This is a genomic window from Streptomyces sp. NBC_00878 (genome assembly GCF_026341515.1).
Classification (GTDB): Bacteria; Actinomycetota; Actinomycetes; order Streptomycetales; family Streptomycetaceae; genus Streptomyces.
Map to the genome: position 1 here is coordinate 5,228,997 of NZ_JAPEOK010000001.1, position 19,048 is coordinate 5,248,044.

General features: G+C 70.0%; 14 protein-coding genes and 2 tRNA genes. 4 read left to right on the forward strand and 12 right to left on the reverse strand.

Annotated features, from left to right (window positions below):
* Positions 1-18 precede the first annotated feature (18 nt).
* The 8 genes from OHA11_RS22425 to OHA11_RS22460 form a co-directional block, all read right to left on the reverse strand.
* Positions 19-2,280 (reverse strand): glycosyltransferase family 39 protein, encoded by a 2,262-nt coding sequence (locus OHA11_RS22425; protein ID WP_266499011.1) that lies wholly within the window; start codon positions 2,278-2,280, stop codon positions 19-21.
* Complete coding sequence (locus tag OHA11_RS22430) at positions 2,277-3,857, reverse strand: glycosyltransferase (RefSeq protein ID WP_266499012.1); 1,581 nt, start codon at positions 3,855-3,857, stop codon at positions 2,277-2,279. Before OHA11_RS22430 ends, OHA11_RS22425 begins: the two co-directional genes overlap by 4 nt.
* Before the next feature lie 14 nt (positions 3,858-3,871).
* Positions 3,872-5,509: a cell wall metabolism sensor histidine kinase WalK gene (locus OHA11_RS22435; RefSeq protein WP_266499014.1), complete on the reverse strand. Its 1,638-nt coding sequence runs from the start codon at positions 5,507-5,509 to the stop codon at positions 3,872-3,874.
* Positions 5,506-6,246, reverse strand: a complete 741-nt coding sequence (locus OHA11_RS22440) for a response regulator transcription factor (protein WP_266499015.1) — start codon at positions 6,244-6,246, stop codon at positions 5,506-5,508. The genes OHA11_RS22435 and OHA11_RS22440 overlap by 4 nt, the downstream gene beginning before the upstream one ends.
* Positions 6,247-6,513: 267 nt before the next feature.
* The gene (locus OHA11_RS22445; RefSeq protein WP_266499018.1) at positions 6,514-7,413 is read right to left on the reverse strand and encodes an amidohydrolase family protein; all 900 of its coding nucleotides are present in this window, start codon (positions 7,411-7,413) and stop codon (positions 6,514-6,516) included.
* Positions 7,414-7,553: 140 nt separating this feature from the next.
* Positions 7,554-8,024 carry an antibiotic biosynthesis monooxygenase gene (locus OHA11_RS22450; RefSeq protein WP_266499020.1) on the reverse strand — a complete coding sequence of 157 codons (471 nt, stop codon included), beginning with the start codon at positions 8,022-8,024 and terminating at the stop codon, positions 7,554-7,556.
* Positions 8,025-8,211: 187 nt separating this feature from the next.
* Positions 8,212-9,087 (reverse strand): DUF2797 domain-containing protein, encoded by an 876-nt coding sequence (locus OHA11_RS22455; protein WP_266499022.1) that lies wholly within the window; start codon positions 9,085-9,087, stop codon positions 8,212-8,214.
* Between the two features lie 86 nt (positions 9,088-9,173).
* On the reverse strand, positions 9,174-9,551 hold the full coding sequence (locus OHA11_RS22460; RefSeq protein WP_266499024.1) for an HGxxPAAW family protein: 378 nt from the start codon (positions 9,549-9,551) through the stop codon (positions 9,174-9,176).
* 218 nt (positions 9,552-9,769) lie between these two features.
* On the opposite strand from OHA11_RS22460, the gene OHA11_RS22465 reads away from it, so the two are divergent.
* Positions 9,770-10,192: a MarR family winged helix-turn-helix transcriptional regulator gene (locus tag OHA11_RS22465; protein ID WP_266507367.1), complete on the forward strand. Its 423-nt coding sequence runs from the start codon at positions 9,770-9,772 to the stop codon at positions 10,190-10,192.
* A 32-nt stretch (positions 10,193-10,224) separates the two neighbouring features.
* On the opposite strand, the gene OHA11_RS22470 is transcribed toward OHA11_RS22465, so the two are convergent.
* Entirely contained in the window at positions 10,225-11,037 is an 813-nt protein-coding gene (locus tag OHA11_RS22470) for an NAD(P)H-binding protein (RefSeq protein WP_266499026.1), read from the reverse strand.
* A gap of 85 nt (positions 11,038-11,122) precedes the next feature.
* Between OHA11_RS22470 and OHA11_RS22475 the strand changes: the two genes are divergently transcribed.
* A complete protein-coding gene (locus OHA11_RS22475) occupies positions 11,123-11,539 on the forward strand; it encodes a helix-turn-helix domain-containing protein (protein ID WP_266499027.1) in 417 nt (138 codons plus the stop codon).
* A gap of 61 nt (positions 11,540-11,600) precedes the next feature.
* Here the strand turns inward: OHA11_RS22475 and OHA11_RS22480 are convergent, their stop codons facing one another.
* From OHA11_RS22480 to OHA11_RS22490, 3 genes are all read right to left on the reverse strand, one after another.
* The gene (locus OHA11_RS22480; RefSeq protein ID WP_323186611.1) at positions 11,601-12,305 is read right to left on the reverse strand and encodes a DUF2637 domain-containing protein; all 705 of its coding nucleotides are present in this window, start codon (positions 12,303-12,305) and stop codon (positions 11,601-11,603) included.
* A gap of 689 nt (positions 12,306-12,994) precedes the next feature.
* A tRNA-Arg gene (locus OHA11_RS22485) sits at positions 12,995-13,067 on the reverse strand.
* Between the two features lie 242 nt (positions 13,068-13,309).
* Positions 13,310-13,400, reverse strand: a tRNA-Ser gene (locus OHA11_RS22490).
* 333 nt (positions 13,401-13,733) lie between these two features.
* On the opposite strand from OHA11_RS22490, the gene OHA11_RS22495 reads away from it, so the two are divergent.
* Together OHA11_RS22495 and OHA11_RS22500 are read left to right on the forward strand one after the other, a co-directional pair.
* Positions 13,734-14,192, forward strand: a complete 459-nt coding sequence (locus tag OHA11_RS22495; RefSeq protein WP_266499029.1) for an SSI family serine proteinase inhibitor — start codon at positions 13,734-13,736, stop codon at positions 14,190-14,192.
* Between the two features lie 223 nt (positions 14,193-14,415).
* The gene (locus OHA11_RS22500; protein ID WP_266499030.1) at positions 14,416-19,047 is read left to right on the forward strand and encodes a PAS domain-containing protein; all 4,632 of its coding nucleotides are present in this window, start codon (positions 14,416-14,418) and stop codon (positions 19,045-19,047) included.
* Position 19,048 lies beyond the last annotated feature (1 nt).

The window sequence follows — 19,048 nt, forward strand, 5'->3', positions numbered from 1 at the left end:
GGGCCGCCGTCCTCCGGACTAGCTGGTCGGCTGCGTCAGGTCATAGAAGGTGGACGAACCCACCGTCACCTCCTTGAAGTTCTCCTGCACCCACTCGCTGATCTGCGTGCCGGTACCGGAGCTGCTGCCGCCGCCACCGCCGCCCATCGAGCCGGAGGAGATGAAGTAGTGGATCTTCCCGTCCTCCACGTACTTCTTGAACTGGGCCAGCGTCGGCGACGGGTCGCTGCCGTTGAAGCCGCCGATCGCCATGACCGGGTCACCGGTGGAGAGCTGGTAGCTCGCGGCGTTCTGGGCGCCGATGGCCGCCGCGACCCAGGTGTAGTCACCGGAGTTCTTCTCCAGGAGCACCTTGGCCTCGGAACTGACGGTCGCGCCGTTGAGCAGACCGCCCATGCCACCGCCACCGCCCATACCGCCGCCGTCGCCGGTGCCGCCGCCCCGCTGGGTCTGGCCGTTCTGGCCCGTCTGACCGTTGCCCGTCTGGCCGTTGCCGTTCTGCTGGCCCTGGCCGTTCTGGCCGCCGCCCGGCATACCGCCGGTCGGGGGCTGGCCCATGCCGCCGCCCTGCTGGTTCTGGCCGGTGCCGCCCTGCTGGTTCTGGCCCGGCATACCGCCGCCGCCACCGGGGCCGCCGCCCATGCCACCGCCGCCGCCCGGGCCGCCGCGGCCGCCCGAGACCGCCGGACCGGCCGTCACGATCGAACCGGTGTGGCCCTCGTTGAGCGTGGTGAGGGTGTACGCCGTCGGACCCGCCAGGGCCGCCACGAAGCTCAGCCCCACGACCGCGAGGGCGAGCCTGCGCCCGAGCCGCGAGACGAAGACCAGGCCGAGGGCCGCGGCCAGGCCGCCGACCAGGACCAGCCACTTCAGCCAGGGCAGGTAGTCGGAGGAGCGGTTCAGGAGGACGTACCCCCAGACCGCGGTGGCCGTCACTCCGGCCGCCATGGTGAGCGAGACCCACATCTTGCCGCGCTCTTCCCACAGCACGCTCGCGCCCATGCCGATCACGGCGGCGACGTACGGGGCGAGGGCCACGGTGTAGTACTCGTGGAAGATGCCCTGCATGTAGCTGAAGATCACCATGGTGATCAGCAGCGAGCCACCCCAGGCGAGGAACGCGGCGCGGGCCGTGTCGGTCCGCTTGGCCTTCCAGGTGAGGGCGATGCCCGCGGCGAGCACGATCAGCGCGGCCGGGATCAGCCAGGAGATCTGGCCGCCGATGGAGGAGCCGAACATCCGGTCCCAGCCGGTCTCGCCCCAGCTGCCGCCACCGCCACCGCCGCCGCCCCCGACGCTGCCGGTCTCCTCGCCGTTGATCCGGCCGAGTCCGTTGTAACCGAAGGTCAGTTCAAGGAAGGAGTTGTTCTGCGAGCCGCCGATGTACGGGCGGGAGGACGCGGGCCACAGTTCGACGATGGCCACCCACCAGCCGCCCGCGACGATCATCGACAGGCCCGCGAGGAGCACCTGGCCGATGCGCTTGCGCAGGGTCGTCGGCGCGAAGACCACGTAGATCAGGGCCAGCGGAGGCAGGATCAGGAAGGCCTGGAGGGTCTTCACCAGGAAGGCGAGACCGACCGCCGCACCCGCCCACACCAGCCACTTCGTCTGTGCCTTCTCCATGGCGCGCAGCACGCAGTAGACCGTGACGGCCATCAGGAGCGCGAGGGCCGCGTCCGGGTTGTTGAAGCGGAACATCAGCGCGGCGACGGGCGTGAGCGCGAAGACCGCCATGGTGACGAACCCGGCCGCGGCGCTGAACCGGCGGCGCACCGCCCCGTACAGCACTCCGGCCGTGGCGACGGCCATCAGCACCTGCGGGAACAGGATCGCGAAGGAGTTCAGGCCGAACAGCCGCACCGACAGGGCCATCGGCCACAGGGAGGCCGGGGGCTTGTCGACGGTGATGGCGTTGGCCGAGTCGAGCGAGCCGAAGAAGAATGCCTTCCACGACTGGCTGCCGGCCTGGACGGCCGCGGAGTAGAAGGAGTTGGCGTACCCGGAGGCCGTGAGGTTCCAGGTGTAGAGCGCGCCGATCAGCAGCAGCGTGCCGAGGAACGCCGGACGCGTCCAGCGGTGGTCCTCGGGCCGCCCGCGCCACAGGCGGCGCGCGAAGGGCTGCTTGGGGCTGCCGTCCTCGGGGGCGGCCGGCGGAGCAACCACGGGCTCCTGCACGGCGGTTGCCCCGGTCGGACCGGGCGGTCCCCAGTCGGGGCTCGCGCCCCCGGAGGGGCCGACGCCCTCCTGATAGGTCGTGTCGGGCTGAGTCGTCGTCATCGTGCGTTCCTCGGATCGTGATCGTTCGGGCGCACCGGCTGCATCTGCATGGTCGCGTCCCCCCAGGTCTGGTGATCGTGCGGAGAGTGGGCCGTGCCGTACGGGTTCGCGTCGTACGAGTTCGCCTCATACGGGTTCGCGTCGTACGGGTTCGTCTCGTAGGGAGCCGAAGCCGTCTCGTACGAAACGGGAGCCGTCTCGTACGGAGCGGGAGCCGAGCCGTACGGAGCGGAATTCGAGCCGTACGGGGACTGCGGCGCCGTCGTGTAGACGGGCGAGGCCGGTCCGACCGGCACGGCGGGTGTGTGAGAGGCGACGACGGTCGACGGTGACTCGTCACGCCGGTCCGGGAACACCCAGGCCCGGAAGAGCAGGAACCGCAGCACGGTGGCCGCAAGGTTGGCGGCGATCAGCACCGCCAGCTCGGTGGAGTGCGCGGGGTCGGCCGTCGCCGCGTTCAGGGCGGCGAGCGAACCGCTGGTGAGGGCGAGGCCGATACCGAAGACGACCAGGCCCTGCGCCTGGTGCTTCACGGCGTCGCCCCGGCCGCGCACACCGAAGGTGAGACGCCGGTTGGCCGCGGTGTTGGCGACCGCCGAGACGAGCAGGGCGAGCGCGTTGGCGACCTGCGACTCCGAGAACGTACGGAAGCCGCTGTAGAGCAGCAGGTAGAACAGCGTGGACAGCGCGCCCACGACACAGAACCCGACGAGCTGGCGGGCGAGACCCTTCGGTACGCCGCTGATCTCGCGGTCGCGCGGATCGTCCCCGAAGGGACGGGCGAGCCGGTCGAGCGCCAGCGAACCGGTGGCCAGGGCGCGCCCCACCCGCCAGACACCCTTGAGGTCGTCGGTCGCGGTCTTCACGATGTGCACGGTCGAGTCCGGGTCGTCGACCCAGTCGACCGGCACCTCGTGGATCCGCAGGCCGGCCCGCTCGGCGAGGACCAGCATCTCGGTGTCGAAGAACCATCCGGTGTCCTCGACGAGCGGCAGCAGCACCTGCGCCACATCGCGCCGGATCGCCTTGAAACCGCACTGGGCGTCGGAGAAGCGGGCCTGCAACGAGCCCCGCAGGATCAGGTTGTACGTACGGGAGATGAACTCCCGCTTGGCGCCCCGCACCACCCGCGAGCTGCGGGCGAGCCGCGAGCCGATCGCCAGGTCCGAGTGACCGGAGATCAGCGGGGCGACCAGCGGAAGAAGCGCGTTGAGGTCGGTGGAGAGGTCGACATCCATATAGGCGAGGACCGGGGCGTCCGAGGCGGACCAGACGGTGCGCAGCGCCCTGCCGCGCCCCTTCTGCTCCAGCCGGAACGCCCTGACCTCGGGTATCTCCGCCTCCAGCCGCGCCGCCACCAGGGGAGTGGTGTCCGTGGACGCGTTGTCCGCGATGGTGATGCGGAACGCGTACGGGAAGGTGCGGGCAAGGTGCTCATGCAGTCTGAGCACACACGGCTGGAGGTCCTTCTCCTCGTTGTAGACGGGGATCACTACGTCCAGGACAGGCGTACCGGCATTTCCGGCCGGGAGGTGCTCCCGCGCCGGCAGGTTGCCGGGAGAAGGTTCGGTTCGCATGACGAAGACTTTCGTCAAGCGCCCTGTTGCACCCATGTGGTCGTGCTGTGCTGTGCCTGTGAGTACGATTGCGAATTTGATGAGGAAATGAAGGCCTCATGAGAATGCGAGGCTTCGGGCGCCAGCGCGGGCAGATGCACGGTAAAGACGGTGCGTCCGGGCACGCTGTCGACGGTCACGGCGCCGCCGTGCGCGGCCGCGACGGCCTGCACGATGGCGAGCCCTAGCCCGGTGGACCCGGAGGCGCGCGACCGGGACGAGTCGCCCCGCGCGAACCGCTCGAAGACATGGGGGAGCAGGTCCGGCGGAATGCCCTGGCCGTCGTCCTGGACGTCCACGCACACCCAGGCTCCCTGACGGCGCACGCGCGCGGTCACCGTCGTACCCGGCGGCGTGTGCGTTCGCGCATTCGCAAACAGATTCACCATGACCTGCTGGACGCGCGCGGCGTCCGCCAGCACGAGCGCGGGTTCGTCGGGCAGCTCAAGGCGCCAGTTGTGTTCGCGCCCGGCGGCGCGGGCGTCGCTCACGGCGTCCACGACCAGCGGGGAGAGGTCGGTGTGCTCATAGCTGAGCGGCCGTCCGGCGTCGAGCCGCGCGAGCAGCAGCAGGTCCTCGACGAGCCCGGTCATCCGCCCGGCCTCGGACTCGATCCGGCCGAGCGCGTGTCTCGTGTCGGGCCCGGTCTCTTCCCGTCCGCGTCTGGTCAGCTCGGCGTACCCGCGGATGGACGCCAGCGGCGTACGCAGCTCATGGCTCGCGTCCGCGACGAACTGCCGTACGCGCGTCTCGCTCTCCTGGCGCGCGTGCAGGGCTCCGTGAACGTGGTCGAGCATGCGGTTGAGCGCGGCACCGACCTGCCCGACCTCCGTGTGGGGGTCGGTCTCGGACTCGGGCACACGCTCGTTGAGGGTCACCTCGCCCGTGTGGAGGGGGAGTTCGGAGACCCGGGTGGCGGTGGAGGCCACCTTGCGAAGGGGGCGGAGGGCAACCGTCACGAGGACGGACCCGGCGATCCCGGCGGCGACGAGACCGGCCACCGTGACACTCACCTCGACGATGACGAGGGTGTTGATGGTGCTGGTGACGGACTCGGTGGGCAGGGCTACGTAGTAGCTGCCCTTGACCCCGGTGACGTAGGTGACGCGGTACTCGCCCATGCCCGGGATGTCGACGGTGTGCTTGCCGGTCTTGGGCACGGAAGCGAGCGCGGCCTTCGCCGCCTCGCCAAGATTGTCGGAATCCATGCTGTCGAAGGCGCCGCCGGTGGACTTCTCCACGGCGACGACCGCCCTGGAGATCCCGCCGTCGGCATCGACCTCGGCGGCGATGGTGTCCTTCTGCGTCCCACCCTTGGTGACGAACTCCGTGAGCGCGTCGTTCGTCGAGGAGGCACCGGAGGGCCTCGACAAATCGCCGCCGTTCGGGTTCTCGGGCAACTGGTCCGGCGGCGGGCCACCGGCACGCCGAGCGGCATCGGTCACCTGCGTGTCCAACTGCTTGTACAGGTGCTGGCTCAACGCGATCGTCGTCACCGTACCGATCACCGCACACACCACCGCGATGAGCGCGACCGCCGAGACGACGAGCCGCGTCCGCAGCGTCCGAGGCTGTCGGCGCCGCTGCCTCCGCAGCTGTCGTCGCCCGGTCACGACGTCGCGGGCTTGATCAGATACCCGGCACCGCGCCGAGTGTGGATCATCGGCTCACGACCGGCGTCTATCTTGCGGCGCAGGTACGAGATGTAGAGCTCGACGACGTTGGCCTGACCGCCGAAGTCGTACGACCACACGCGGTCGAGGATCTGCGCCTTGCTGAGCACCCGGCGCGGGTTGCGCATCAGGAAGCGCAGCAGCTCGAACTCGGTCGCGGTGAGGTGGATGCCCTCGCCGGCCCGCGACACCTCGTGGCTGTCCTCGTCGAGGGTGAGGTCCCCGACGACGAGCACGGAGTCGGAGCGACGGTCGGCGGCGCCGGAGCGGCGGATGAGCCCGCGCAACCGCGCCACGACCTCTTCGAGGCTGAAGGGCTTGGTGACGTAGTCGTCGCCACCGGCGGTCAGGCCCGCGATCCGGTCCTCGACCGCGTCCTTGGCGGTCAGGAAGAGAACGGGCACGTCGGGCAGCTCGCGCCGCAGCCGGCCGAGGACGGCGAGCCCGTCCATGTCGGGCAGCATCATGTCGAGCACCACGGCGTCGGGCCGGAACTCCCGCGCGGTCTGCACAGCGCCGGTCCCGTCACCCGCGCTGCGGATCTGCCAGCCTTCGTAGCGAAGGGCCATGGACAACAGCTCGGTGATCGACAGCTCGTCGTCCACCACAAGCACTCGGACGGGGCTCCCGTCCGGCCTCAGCAGTTCGGTGCGCCCCTGGGGCGAGGTCGTGGTCATAGCGCACACATTGCTGGGCGACGCTGAGAGCATCCTTTCCACTGTCTGTGATTTTCCTGAGAACCTCACAGCAGAGTCTCAGGAAGGCCGTCTCTCACAGCAACATCTCAGGATTTTCGATGGTTTCACGGAGATTGGAGCAGCTTTCCAGGCGATCTGGCCTTTCATCGCGAACACTGTCCGGGGCGGGCATGGTGACGAATCCCCTTCCCCCCGAGCGCGCTCGGGCACCCGCCGCGCCCCCTCCCTCCTCTCCTCCTCTCCTCCTCACAGCCCCAGCCCCAGCCCCAGCAACCGCACCCCGTTGTCATGGCACACCGCCCGAAGCCACGCGTCCCCCAGGCCCAGCCCCTCCAGCGCACGCAGCTGATGGACGTACGGATAGGGGATGTTGGGAAAATCGCTCCCGAGCAGGATCCGGTCACCGAGGTCGGCGAGCCGGGGGAGCGCGCGCCGGGGGAACGGGGCGAAGCGCTCACTGAAGTCCGTGAACGCCATCGTCGTGTCCAGCCGCACCTCGCCGAACCGCTCGGCGAGGCCCAGGAAGTCCTCGTACTCCGGCATCCCCATGTGCGCGAACACCAGCCGCAGCCGCGGATGCCGCGCGAGCACCCGCCCGACCGGCTCGGGCCCGGTGTACTTCCCTGGCGAGGGCCCCGAACCGCAGTGGATCACCACGGGTATCCCGGCCTCGGCGAGCAACCCCCAGGCCGGATCGAGGAGTTCGTCGCCAGGGTCGTACGCCCCCACCTGAACGTGTGCCTTGAAGACCCGCGCGCCCTCGTCCACCGCCTTCTGGACGTACGCCGCCACGCCCGGCTCCGGAAAGAGGGTCGCCGTATGCAGACAGTCGGGGGTCCGGGCTGCGAAGTCGACGGCCCACTGGTTCAGCCACTCGGCCATGCCCGGCTTGTGCGGGTAGAGCATGGCGGTGAACGCCCGCACTCCGAACTCCCGCAGCAGCCCGACCCGTTCAAGCTCCTCGCCCCGGTAGGTGATGGGCCACTCGACCCCACCGGTCAGCGGCCCGAGCCCGTCGAAGTACTCCCAGACCTTCGTCAGAACCCGCTCGGGCATGAAGTGGGTATGCACGTCGACAAGCCCGGGAAGCCCAAGCCCTTCCCAGAACCGCCGCACCTCACCGACCTCACCTGTCCCCTCCTCCACCAGGCCCCTCCGTTCCGTCCGGCTACCGCGTTTACTCGCCTACTCGTTTACTCGCCTACTCGGTCCGCCTGTTTACTCGGCCCGCCTCGTCGACCCATCCACCCCAGCCACCCGATCCACCCCGTCGCCCCGTCGCTCCGTCAGCCGTGCTCACGCTCGAACCCATGGCTTCGCTCGACCTTGGCGACATGCAGGGTGTAGCGCTCGTACCACTCGGCGCGTCCGCGCTTCTGCGCCGCCCGGTGCTCGACATTGCTCCGCCACTCCTCGATGGCGTCCGCGTCGCGGAAGTACCCGACAGTGACGGTCAGCCCGCCGGGGGAACTCGCGAGATCCATCCCGAGGAACCCCGGAATCTCCTTCACCAGCTCCTCCATCCGCTCCGCGGTCTCCCCATACCCCTCGGCATACCCATCGGCCGCTCCGCCCCGCCCGGCCTCCTCCGTCTTCACCGAGGTGAACACAACGGCGTAGTACGGCGGTTCGTGCGCGGCGACGGGCACGACGGCGGGTAAGGCGGTGGGTACGGCAGCGGAGACAGGGCCAAGAGCGGCGGGGACATCGGCAACAGAAGCACCGTCGGCGACAGGTGCAATGGGGTGATCACTCATGTCACCCACTCTCGGCCCGGCTACCGCGCCAAGTCCAGGGCCTGGCAGCAAAGGGGGTCCCCAGGAAGCGATCTCTTGACCATCCCTCCTGCCTTCCCTTCTCTCCCCATCTCCCTCCCGTATCTCCTCGTCTCCGCAGCTCCCTCTCGGCTCCTCATCTCCACGTCTCCTCTCGTGTTCCCCTCCCTCAGAAGAGTCCGCCCTGAACGCCGCCGAACTCCCGTACAGGCACGGTGACTTCACCCCGCTCACCCTCGACGGTCCGCGCGGCGGTCAGCTCCCACCCGGTCATGAGCCGCGTATCGACCACGACGACCCCACGCCGCGTCCGCAGATGCAGATCGGGCCCGGCGGCAGCGACGAGTTCCCCGCTCACGACACCCCCCGCCACGAGCTCACCGACAACGCCCACGGCAGACGGCAGCCCGCCGAGCCCGAACACCTCGGCATGATCGACGGCCTCGAACGGCATCCGCTCCAACGCCTCCGGCCACCCGCCCAGCCTCACGGCCCGAGCATGCAACTCCCGCACCTCCGCCACCCGCACCCCCGCCTCGGGCAACTCGCTCCGCACGGCCCGCTTGGCGTCGTACGGAATCCGGTCCGGCACCCCCAAGGCCGTACGCAGCAACTCCTCACTCCGCCGGGCGGCCATCAGCGGCCCCCGCCCCAGCCAACTGAAGACGACGGCGCCCTGCTCCAGCAGCCGGGCGGACCCCCGCTCGACGGCGGTGATCCCGACCTTGACCAGCCCGGGTCCGAACCACGCCAGATAGACCGAGTAGGGCCGGGGATCGTCGGCGATGGTGTCCGCGGCCACGGAGTGGGCCCGGTCCAGCCGAGCGCACTCCTCACACCGGGCACCGACGCTCCGCCCGGACACCCCGGCCCCCACGGGACAGCTGTGCCCCCGCGCCCCCACACACGTCCGCCCACCCCCACGGACCACGGCGAACGCAACCTGCTTCCCCCACGGCAACTCACTACGACGCCCCCCGTCCCACGTCAGCACGGGCCCTTCTCCGCCCCACCGAAGTCCCGTGCATTTCCACACCTGTGCCATTGCTCACGAGCGTAGAGGGAGGCACTGACAACGCGACCGACATCGGGCAGCCCCCGGCGTCGGGCTGTGGACGAGCGAGCCGGACCTCAGCCGACGGACTCCGAAGGGGAAACGGACTCCGAAGGGGATGGGGACAGGGAGGCAACCACAGAGGACCTCGCCGAACGCCCCCGTCCAGCCATCCGGCACCCGACACACGCGGGATGCCCGGCCCGCGCGGCACGATCCCGCACCCTCATACCCCACTCCGCCGCCGGCCGGATCCCGGGCGGCTTGCCCCACCCCGCCAGATGCAGCGCCCAGGTCACCAGCACGCTGAGCCCGACGACTCCCAGCCCCAGCGAGATCCCGGGCCCGGAGCCCAGACACATCCCCACCCCGGCCACCGACGTCCCCACCACAGCGACCGCAAACCCGGTCCACCCGGCGACGGTGTGCCCTTCGTCATGGTGCTGCTCGCTCATGTGCGTACCTCCCGACCGCCCCACGAAAGAATCTCTTAGTAAGTAAGAAATTTACCTCACGAACTAAGGAACCTTCCAGACGTCGGACAGGGAGAGAATGAGCCAGGACAAAACAGAAGGAGAAGCTGGTGAGCGACAAGAGGGCGAGCGAGAGTGGATCAAGGCCGCGACAGCGCCCGCAGCGCCCGTCGGCCACTCCGGCGGAGACCCTCTCGGCGATGGACCACGTCATCGCCACGAGCATGGTCGCCCAGCAGGAGATGGCCGAGCGCCTGGGCCTGAACGCCACCGACCTGACCTGCTTCGCCTACGTCCTGGAGGCCGGCGAACACCTGCTCACCGCGGGCGACCTCGCCACCCGGGCCCACGTCACCACGGGCGCTGTCACCGGCATCGTCAACCGCCTGGAACGCGCGGGTTACGTGACCCGCCGCCCCGACCCGTCAGACCGCCGCCGCGTACGCATCGCCGCGGTTCCGGCCGCGGTGGACCGCGCCACCGCCCTCTACGGCCCGTACTACGCCCGCCTGAACGAACAGTTCGACGACTACTCCCCCGCCGAAATCGCCGTCCTGAACGACTGGTTCACCCGAACCGGCAAGCTGATGAGCGACTACCTCGAAGAGATCCGCGGCACCTGATCTCCGCACCGAGACATGTGATCGGCTGAGGTCTACGCGACGGCCGCCGCGAGCGCAGAGCGGGGTGCACGGCCCAGCAGTTGACGCAGATCGCCACCGACGTGCGCCATGAATCCGGCAGCGACGGCGGAGTAGGTGCCGACCAACATCGGCACCTGGAACGGCTCGGCCCCGGAAGCGGCGATGCGCGCACGAGCCTGAGCGAGCGTCTCCGGCTCGTAGGTCATATGGGGGCCATGCGCTCGCGCCAGCTCGGCACCGCCAACGGCCTGCTCACCGACGAGTTCATAGACGCGCCCCGCGTGAGTGGGGGCGTCCACCACCACGCGTACGGCGGCGTCGGCCAGGTCCGCGCGCGCGACGGCGGCCAACCGACCCTCGCCGAGCGGGGCAGTGATCCGCCCGTCCGCCGACGGCGCGGCGAGCCAGGCCAGCAACTCCGCGTAGAGGCCATTGCGCAGGATCGTCCAGTCCATGCCGCTCTCCCGGAGCCGACGCTCGGTCCAGCGGTGCGGCAGGGCGTACGGAAGATGATCACCGTCGGCGGTCAGACTCGTATAGACGACATGACCCACGCCCACCTGTTCCGCAGCGACGACGACGGCGCCATGCCGGGCCGTGACGGTGTCGTCCTCGCCGTAGCCCGCGGAGATCATCAACAGCACGTCCACGCCCTCGAACCCCTCGGCGAGGGTGTCGGGCTCGTCGAAATCGATACGGCGTACGGGCAACGGGCCCTGGCTCCGCCGGAGATCGCGAGTGCCGAGAACAACGTCATCACGGCCGGCCAACTGCTCGGCGACAAGCGTGCCCAGGGCGCCGCCGGCACCAGTAACCAGAATCATCACGGTCTCCCGGTTCAGGTAGGTTCTCTTCAGTAACCAGGATCATCGTGCGGGCTTGCACCAGGGCGCGTAAGGAGGCACTTTGATGTCGGTGGGGCACACAGAGGTAACCACCGTCGGCCCCGTCGTCAGTTGCGGGGACGAGCACGAGGACTGCGGAATCCGCGATGTACTCGACCGGATCGGCGACAAATGGTCGGTCCTGGTCGTGGTCGAACTGGCCCAGGGCATACGCCGTTTCCGGCAACTGCAGCGCGCCATCCCCGGCATCTCACAGCGGATGCTGACACTCACGGTGCGCCGACTGGAACGAGACGGGCTGGTCACCCGGACTGTGCACCCAACGGTGCCCCCGCAGGTCGAGTACGCGCTCACAGCGACGGGCCACAGCCTCACTCACCTGGTCAAGGCCCTCGCGGACTGGTCGGCGGAGCACCGCGACTCAATCGCTCGGGCCCGCCGGAAGTGGGACGCCGAACACCCAGACTCCGAAATCCGCTGAACGAACGAACAGACGGGCGGTCCGGCGGACGGGCGGAGCGGCGGAACAGTGACGGGGCCGTCTACGTCCTTGCCTGCTTGTTCCCGTTCCGGGTGTCAGAGGCGTGCCGAGGGCAGTGCCGGGGCGAGAACTGGCCGACGAGTTCACGAAAACAGACCAGTGCGGTAATCGGCGGAATTCCGACGATCACCATCGCGAGCAGAGAGTCCGGTGATTGGCCGATACACAGAGCCACCGCCGTGCCGGAGCAGATCAGCATCACCGCCCAAGACCGCCGAGCGGTTCGACGCTGAACGGATTTCCGCAGGATGGACAATCCTGCCATGAGCCACGGTCCGTACACCATCAGTGGCCACCATTGCGCCAACTTCGGCGGCACCGCAAGCAGTGCGATGGTGCGCAGTTGATCACACGAATAAGAGATGGACCAGGTCAGCATCGTCACTGCACAGATGACGATTGCCGCAACCAAGATCGCAACAGTGATGATCCTCCGCTTTCCGGCAAGGAAGCGAAACCCTGGCCGAGCCCGCCGTCGACCGGCCGGGCGATGCGGACTGGCCGGGCGAAGCGAGTGCCTACCGCCGTCCAGCGGGGGAGGAGCAGGATCCACGCTGTGCGTCGAGTCGAGGATCCGAGCCAGTTCCTCATCCGGATCCCATGCGGCCGACGGGACCTCCGGATCAGTGACGCGCCAGAGTTTCCGCACGTCAATTGGCTGAGTGTAATCAAGGTATTGGTCTACCGAATCATAGTCGGTTCGCACTCTGAATCCCGTCCATCCTTGGCCTTCCGCGCGCCGGTTTGAAATACCTCACTCAGAGTGCGAACCTTGGGCTGACCGTCCCCCCAGGGCCGCCCGTAGGTATTCACTCTCCATCCGGCTGATGGTTTCGAGGAATTCCTCAAGCAGGTCTGAGCAGTGTTTGAGGCTCGCTCTCCCGCTGACCGGATCGAGCCAGATGGCACTGCTTTCGGTAGCGGAACGAGCCTTACCCACATGGCTTTCCTTCAAAGTCACGCCCACCTTAACGAGCAGCACACGGCGTAAGGCATCGTGCATTCAGGGGAATTACCAGCGGTTACCGACCAGAGCATCTGATTCAACGCATGGCTTATCAAATTAAGCAGATGCGTGACATCTTGCTATCGAGCGATTTTCGGGTCAACTCCCTGGCGGCGCCGACCAGCAAGGCACACCCGTACCCAGCGTCGTCAACTACGACGGCGCAGCCGGTGACTTGGTAGCTGTCTGATGCGGTCGGCCCGCCGCCCCGAACCGATCCGGCGCCGGCCGACCTCACCGTGGGGAGCGCATCACTCCAGGCCGAATCGGGAGCGGGCAGCGGCGGCGCGAGCGCCCCGCCCCCACCCGAGGCGGTTGCCGTCAACCACTGCCGTCAAGGCAAAAGCCAGAGGCCCAGCGGATCACTCCACTGGGCCTCTAGCTTGCTGTGCACTCGGCAGGATTCGAACCTGCAACCTTCTGATCCGTAGTCAGATGCTCTATCCGTTAAGCTACGAGTGCTTGTGTGTTCTGTTGTGTTCGCTCTTCCTTGCGGACTTTTCGACCCGCTCGGCGTTGCGGGAACAACATTACATGACTGGCGGCGTGAGGCGAAATCCGTTTGTCGGACCCGGCCTGACCTGCGGAAACGACCCGAAACCAGCCCGGAAGCAGCCCCCTGAGAGGCCTCTGAGGCGCCCGGAAACGATCAAGAAACGACCAAAGCCCCGGTCAGTGATGACCGGGGCTTTCGGGATCTTCGGCGGAGGCGGAGGGATTTGAACCCTCGATGGGATTTAAGTCCCAAACCGCATTAGCAGTGCGGCGCCATAGACCGGACTAGGCGACGCCTCCAGCACAACCCGCCCGCGCGAGCGCGAGTGGATGCGTGCAGATGATGACACAGCCGAGTGGGGTGTCACCAATCGGCTCCTACGGTACTAGGCGGAAAGGTCAGAGGGCAAAGCCCGCCCCACGGCGCAACGTCACGGGCCGGACGGCGTTAGAGGAGTGGGGCGTACTCCCGGACGGGGACCACTCGCGTCTCTGGTCGATGGTCGATGGTCAGTGATCACCGAGGTTCCTCGCGGCACCTGCGGCGAGGTTCCCCTCCGGTTCCGTTCAGCGTTCAGCGTCCCGCTCAGCCCTCAGGTCCCCCACCGATCCGCCGCACCCCCTGGAGCCCGCATGCTGCACCGCATCGCTCTCACCCTCGCCACCTCCGCCGCCGCGTCCCTCGCGGCGCTGTCCGCGGCGCCCCCGGCCGCGTACGCCGCATCGCTTCCCCTTGTGCCGCTGCCGGTGAGCGGCGTGGACGACGTCGACCGGCTCACCGTGACCGTGAGCAAGGCGGGCGGCGGCATGGACGGGACGTTCGAGCTGGACTGTCATCCGATGGGCGGCAGCCACCCCGACGCCCAGGCCGCCTGCGATCAGTTGGACCGGAACGCTTCCTGGGGCAAGGACCCGTTCGCGCCGGCCGAGCCGCGCGGCATGTGCACGATGCAGTACGGCGGTCCGGCCACCGCGCGGGTCACGGGAACCTGGGCCGGGCGCCCCGTCGACGCGACGTACGAGCGCCGTGACGGGTGCGAGATCGCGCGCTGGGACGCCCTCGTGCCCGTACTCCCGAAGCTCAGTTCATAGGAATTTTCATAGTCGCGCGTGGTTCTGGGGGACGAAATGCACGGTCACAGGTTCTCCGTGTCTTCTGCGTCCGTTCTGCGTCCCCTCTACGTGCGACCTCCCTCTCATCCGGCGTCGCGAGCGCAACCACTGCCCGTAGACTCCCTCGCGTGACACGTCGCGGACCGGTTGGCAAGATGGCACCCGCGGTCGGCAAGGTGCGGTAACAGGGAGGAAGCGTCTCGTGAGCAGCAGGCCATCCCGAGGCGCTGCTCGCCTCGCAGCCATACTCGACGCGCTTCCCGATGCGTTGGTGCTGGTCAACGCCAATGGGACGGTCGTCAACGCCAACACCATCGCCCTGGAGGCCTTCGAGGCCCCGGGCACGGCTCTCGTCGGGCGCGGACTGCTCGATCTGCTGCCGCAGTTCGACTCCCGGCTCATCCCCGGCACGATGCGGCGGCCCGACAGCGTCGACGAGAGCGGCCGCACCAGGCCCACCCGGATGATCGCCCGCCGCACCGACGGCAGCGAGTTCCCGGTCGAGGTCACGAGCGCGAATCTGGAGAACGGCCAGCAGGCGTACGACGGTTACGGCTACACCAGCGATGAGCTGCTGATGCTTGTCGTACGCGATCTCTCCGGCACCGTCGACACCGAGGCCGAGCTCGCCCGTTCGCAGCGGCAGACGGAGATGATCCTGCGCGCCGCCGCCGAGGGCGTCGTGGGGACGGACACCGAGGGACGGGTCGTCCTCGTCAATCCGGCCGCCGCGCAGATCCTCGGTTTCCGGGCCAGCGACCTGGGCGGGCAGGAACTGCACCCGCTGATGCTGCACTCGCGCGCCGACGGCGAGCCGTTCCCGTACGAGGAGTCGCCGCTCGCCGACACCCTGCGCTCCGGGCGCAAGCACCGGGTACGCGGGCAGGTGCTGTGGTCCAAGAACGGTGACCGAGTGCCGGTCGACCTGACCACCGCGCCCGTACGGGACGGGGACCAGCTCGTCGGCGCCGTGATGACCTTCACGGACCGTCGGCCGTACGACACGCTCGCCGAGGAGAAGGACGCCGAGGCCAAGCGGCATCAGGACGAACTCGCTCGGGCCGCCGAGGAGCACGCCGAGGAACTGACCGCGCTCCGGGACGAGCACGCCGGGGAGCTCGCCGAGCTGCGTGAGCGGCACGAGGAGGAGTTGGCCGCCGGCGACGACCGGTACGCGGCACTCGCCGAGCGCGAGAAGGACCGGTACGAGGCACTGTCCGCGCGGCACGATCAGCTGCTCGCCGTGCTCGGGCGCTCCCTGCGCGGGCCGCTGGACCAGCTGCGGAGCGAGCTGTCCGCCCTCGCCGCGGACGACGCCGGACAGTTGTGGCCCGAGGCCAACCAGGTGCTGCACCACCTCTCGGCCGGCTACTCGCGTATCACCACACTCGTCGACAACGTGCTCGCCTACCAGCGCCTTGACTCCGGGACCGAGGCGGTCACGCGGACGAAAGTGATGCTGGACGCGGTCGTCGCCGCCGGTGTCGACGGGGCGGTCGAGCTGATCGGGCCAGGGCGGGTGCAGTTCGCCGTGCACGCGCCGCCCATAGAGGCCGAGGTCGACCCGCAACGGCTCGCGACCGCGCTCGCGCATCTCGTCGCGGACGTCGCGGGCGTCGACTCCACGGGCAACTCACCGGTCTCGGCCGGTGGCTACATGGACAACACGGTCGTCGTGGCGGCAGCGCAGCGCGGTGAGGTCGTACGGATCGAGGTGCGCGGGCCGTACGCCGGGGGAGACCCGGTGCACGAGCCGATCGTGCGGGGGATCGTGCGCGCGCACGGCGGAGTGCTGCAGACGCACGAGGTTCCCGGGATGAGCGGCAGCGCGTTCGTTCTCGAAGTGCCGATCGGGGGTGGGGCCGGGGCGGTTCCGGCTCCCGGTGCGGGCGCAGGCACAGGCACAGGCGTGGATACGGGCTCGGCTTCGGGCGGTGGCGAGGCCGGAGGTGCGGGCTCCGGAGGCGGGGTCGGTTCCGCGGTCGCGCTGCCCGAGCAGGCTTCGCCTCAGGCGGGCGGGCGGCGGCGGGCCCGGCGGGCTTCCGTCGACGCCTTCTTGGAGAGCGAGGTCGGGCCCCCGACGCAGACAGCCGTGCCCACCGGGCGGCGCAGGCGTGCCGCCGGGGAGGAAGCCCAGCCTCAGCCCGCACTTCCGGCTCAGGTCTCCGCCGACGAGGGCGGCGCCGAGGGTTCCGGTGGGACCGGGCGGCGGCGTGGGCGGCCCAGTCCGGCCGAGGGCGGCGGAGTCTCCGAGGGCGCGGTCGTGACCGCCGCCGAGCATGCCGCCGGTACCGCTGCCACGGGGCTCGGGGAGACCGTGCCTCCGCAGGGCGTGCCCGCGCCCGCCGGTGGACGGCGAGCACGACGGGACGGCGAGCGGCAGGCGCTGCCGGCGGCGTTGCCCGCGGCGCCTTCTCCCGCTCCGGACGCGAGTGCTGGCCCTGGTGCGGGTGCTGGCGCTGGTGCCGGTGCGGATGGCAGTGGTGGCGCGCCTCAGCCGACGGGGCGGCGTCGGCGTGCGCTGGCCGCCGCGGCCGAGCGTGCGGCGGCGCAGGAGGCGGGGCCGCGCGCGGTGTTCGCGCTGCCGCCGGCCGAGGCGGACCGCTCTCCCGAGTACGCCGCCCAGCATGCCGAAGCGCATGGCCAGGCAGCACCCGGCCAGGCCGCCCTCGCACAAGCGCCCCACGGCCAGGCAGCTCCCGGGCAAGCTCCCGCCCAGGCCGGCAACGGGCGCCATGACGTGGCGTTGCACGACTCGGCCGACGATCACACACCACCCCAGCCGCATCCGGTGCAGGCACCGAGCGGGCGTCGCCGCGCTCGACAGGCGGCTGGCGAGCTCGATGGGGCCACCACCACCGCCACATCCGCCGCTGGCACCACCGGAGTCGCCGGGGCGCCGGGGGTTCCCGGTCAAGTGGGCCCGGTGCAGGTCGCTCCCCAGGCGCCGGGTATGCCGGGAGCGCCCGCCGCAACCGGGCAGGCCATGGCGATCCCCGGTCAGGCCGTCGCGGTCCCCGGGGAGGGGGCTCCTGGACAGGCGGTTCCCGGGCAGGGAGCTCCTGGACAAGGGATGCCCGCGCAACTGAGCCCCGTACAAGGCGTTGCTGGTCAAGCCATGCCCCTGCCCGGACAGTTGCCCCCGGCGCAGGGCGTCCCCGGTGAGGGCACGCCGCCGCAAGCTGCTTCCGGGCAGCCGCAGCCCGTACCCGTACCCGCCCAGGGAAATCCCGGGCAGGGCGCTCCTGTCCAGGCCGGTCCCGTTCCCGGGCAGGCTGTTCCTCCGCAGGGCATGCCTCAACCCGGCGCCCCAGTCCCAGGACAGGCCCTTCCGCCGCAGGCTCTTCCCGGCCAGGCCACGCCGGCCGGTGCGTTGGCCCCCGCAGGAACCGTCGGCCCCGGCGGAATCCCTGCGGCCGCTACACCCACACCCGCCCAAGATGCCCAGGGCACCCAGACCCCCGCGCGGAACGCCCAGTCGCAGCCGCCGCCCCAAACTCCCGCGGACGCGGCTGTCGCCTCGCAGCCCTGGCCGGGCGCGGTCGACGGCTCGGCGGACCCTGAGCCCGCGCCTGTCCTGGAGCAGCCCCGCGCCGCCCAGCCGCTCCCCGCCGAGGCCACGCCGCCTTCCGTCGACCCCAACTCGACGCAGGGCCGCGCGTTCAGCGTCCGTACGCTCGGGCAGGGCGTCCCGTTCGGCCGCCGTATGACGGATGCGCAGCAGCCCCGGCCGAGCCGGCCCGTGTCCCAGACGCCGCAGCCGCTTCCTCAGGCGCAGGCGCAAGCCCCGGTCCAGTCCGCGCCGCAGCCGCAGCCGCAGGCACATACGCCTCCCCCGCACGCGACCAACGGCTCGGGGCGGCGCCGCAAGCTCGGCACCCGCCCCGAGCCCGTAGCGGAAGCGGCCGAGCAGGCGGAGACGGCGGCCCGCCCGACCCCGCAGTCCGGGGGAGGCCAGTCCCGGCTGGCCAACGTCACCGAGGGCACCGGCCGTTCGTACGCCATAGGAGCCCCCGACGAGAACGCCGACGAGGGTCCCGAGCCGCTCGACGGCCCCGGCGGTGCGGTCGAGGTCGCGAACCAGCCCCAGCCGCAGCCGATGGACGACGAGCTGCCCCCGGAGCCGCTCGACAACCCGCGTCGGCTGCTGGTCTGGCCCGCGCCGGACATCACCACCCAGCAGGCGCTGAGCGACCGCGGCTACCGGCCCGTCATCGTGCACTCGCGCGAGGAGGTCGCCGCGCAGATCGCCGCCTTCCCGGCCGCGCTCTTCGTGGACCCGCTCACTGGTCCGATCACCCGCACGGCCCTTCAGTCGCTGCGCCAGGCCGCCGTCGCAGCCGAAGTCCCGGTTCTCGTGACGGCGGGACTCGGCCAGGCGACGCGCGAGGCGGCGTACGGCGCCGACCCTGCCGTACTTCTCAAGGCCCTCGCCCCGCGCGACAGCGAGCAGCACCCGCCGCGCGTCCTGCTCATCGAGGAACACGCGGAGATCGCACTGGCGCTGACCTCGACGCTGGAGCGGCGCGGGATGCAGGTCGCGCGGGCCTCGTCGGACGAGGACGCCGTCACGCTGGCCTCGCAGATGCGGCCGAACCTGGTCGTGATGGACCTGATGCAGGTACGCCGCCGACGTGCCGGAATCGTCGACTGGCTGCGGGCGAACGGCCAGCTCAACCGCACCCCGCTCGTCGTCTACACCGCCGCCGTCGACCAGACCGAACTGCCGCGCCTGGCGGCGGGGGAGACGGTGCTGTTCCTCGCGGAGCGGTCGACGAGTACCGAGGTGCAAGGGCGGATCGTGGACTTGCTGGCACGCATCGGCACGAACTGAG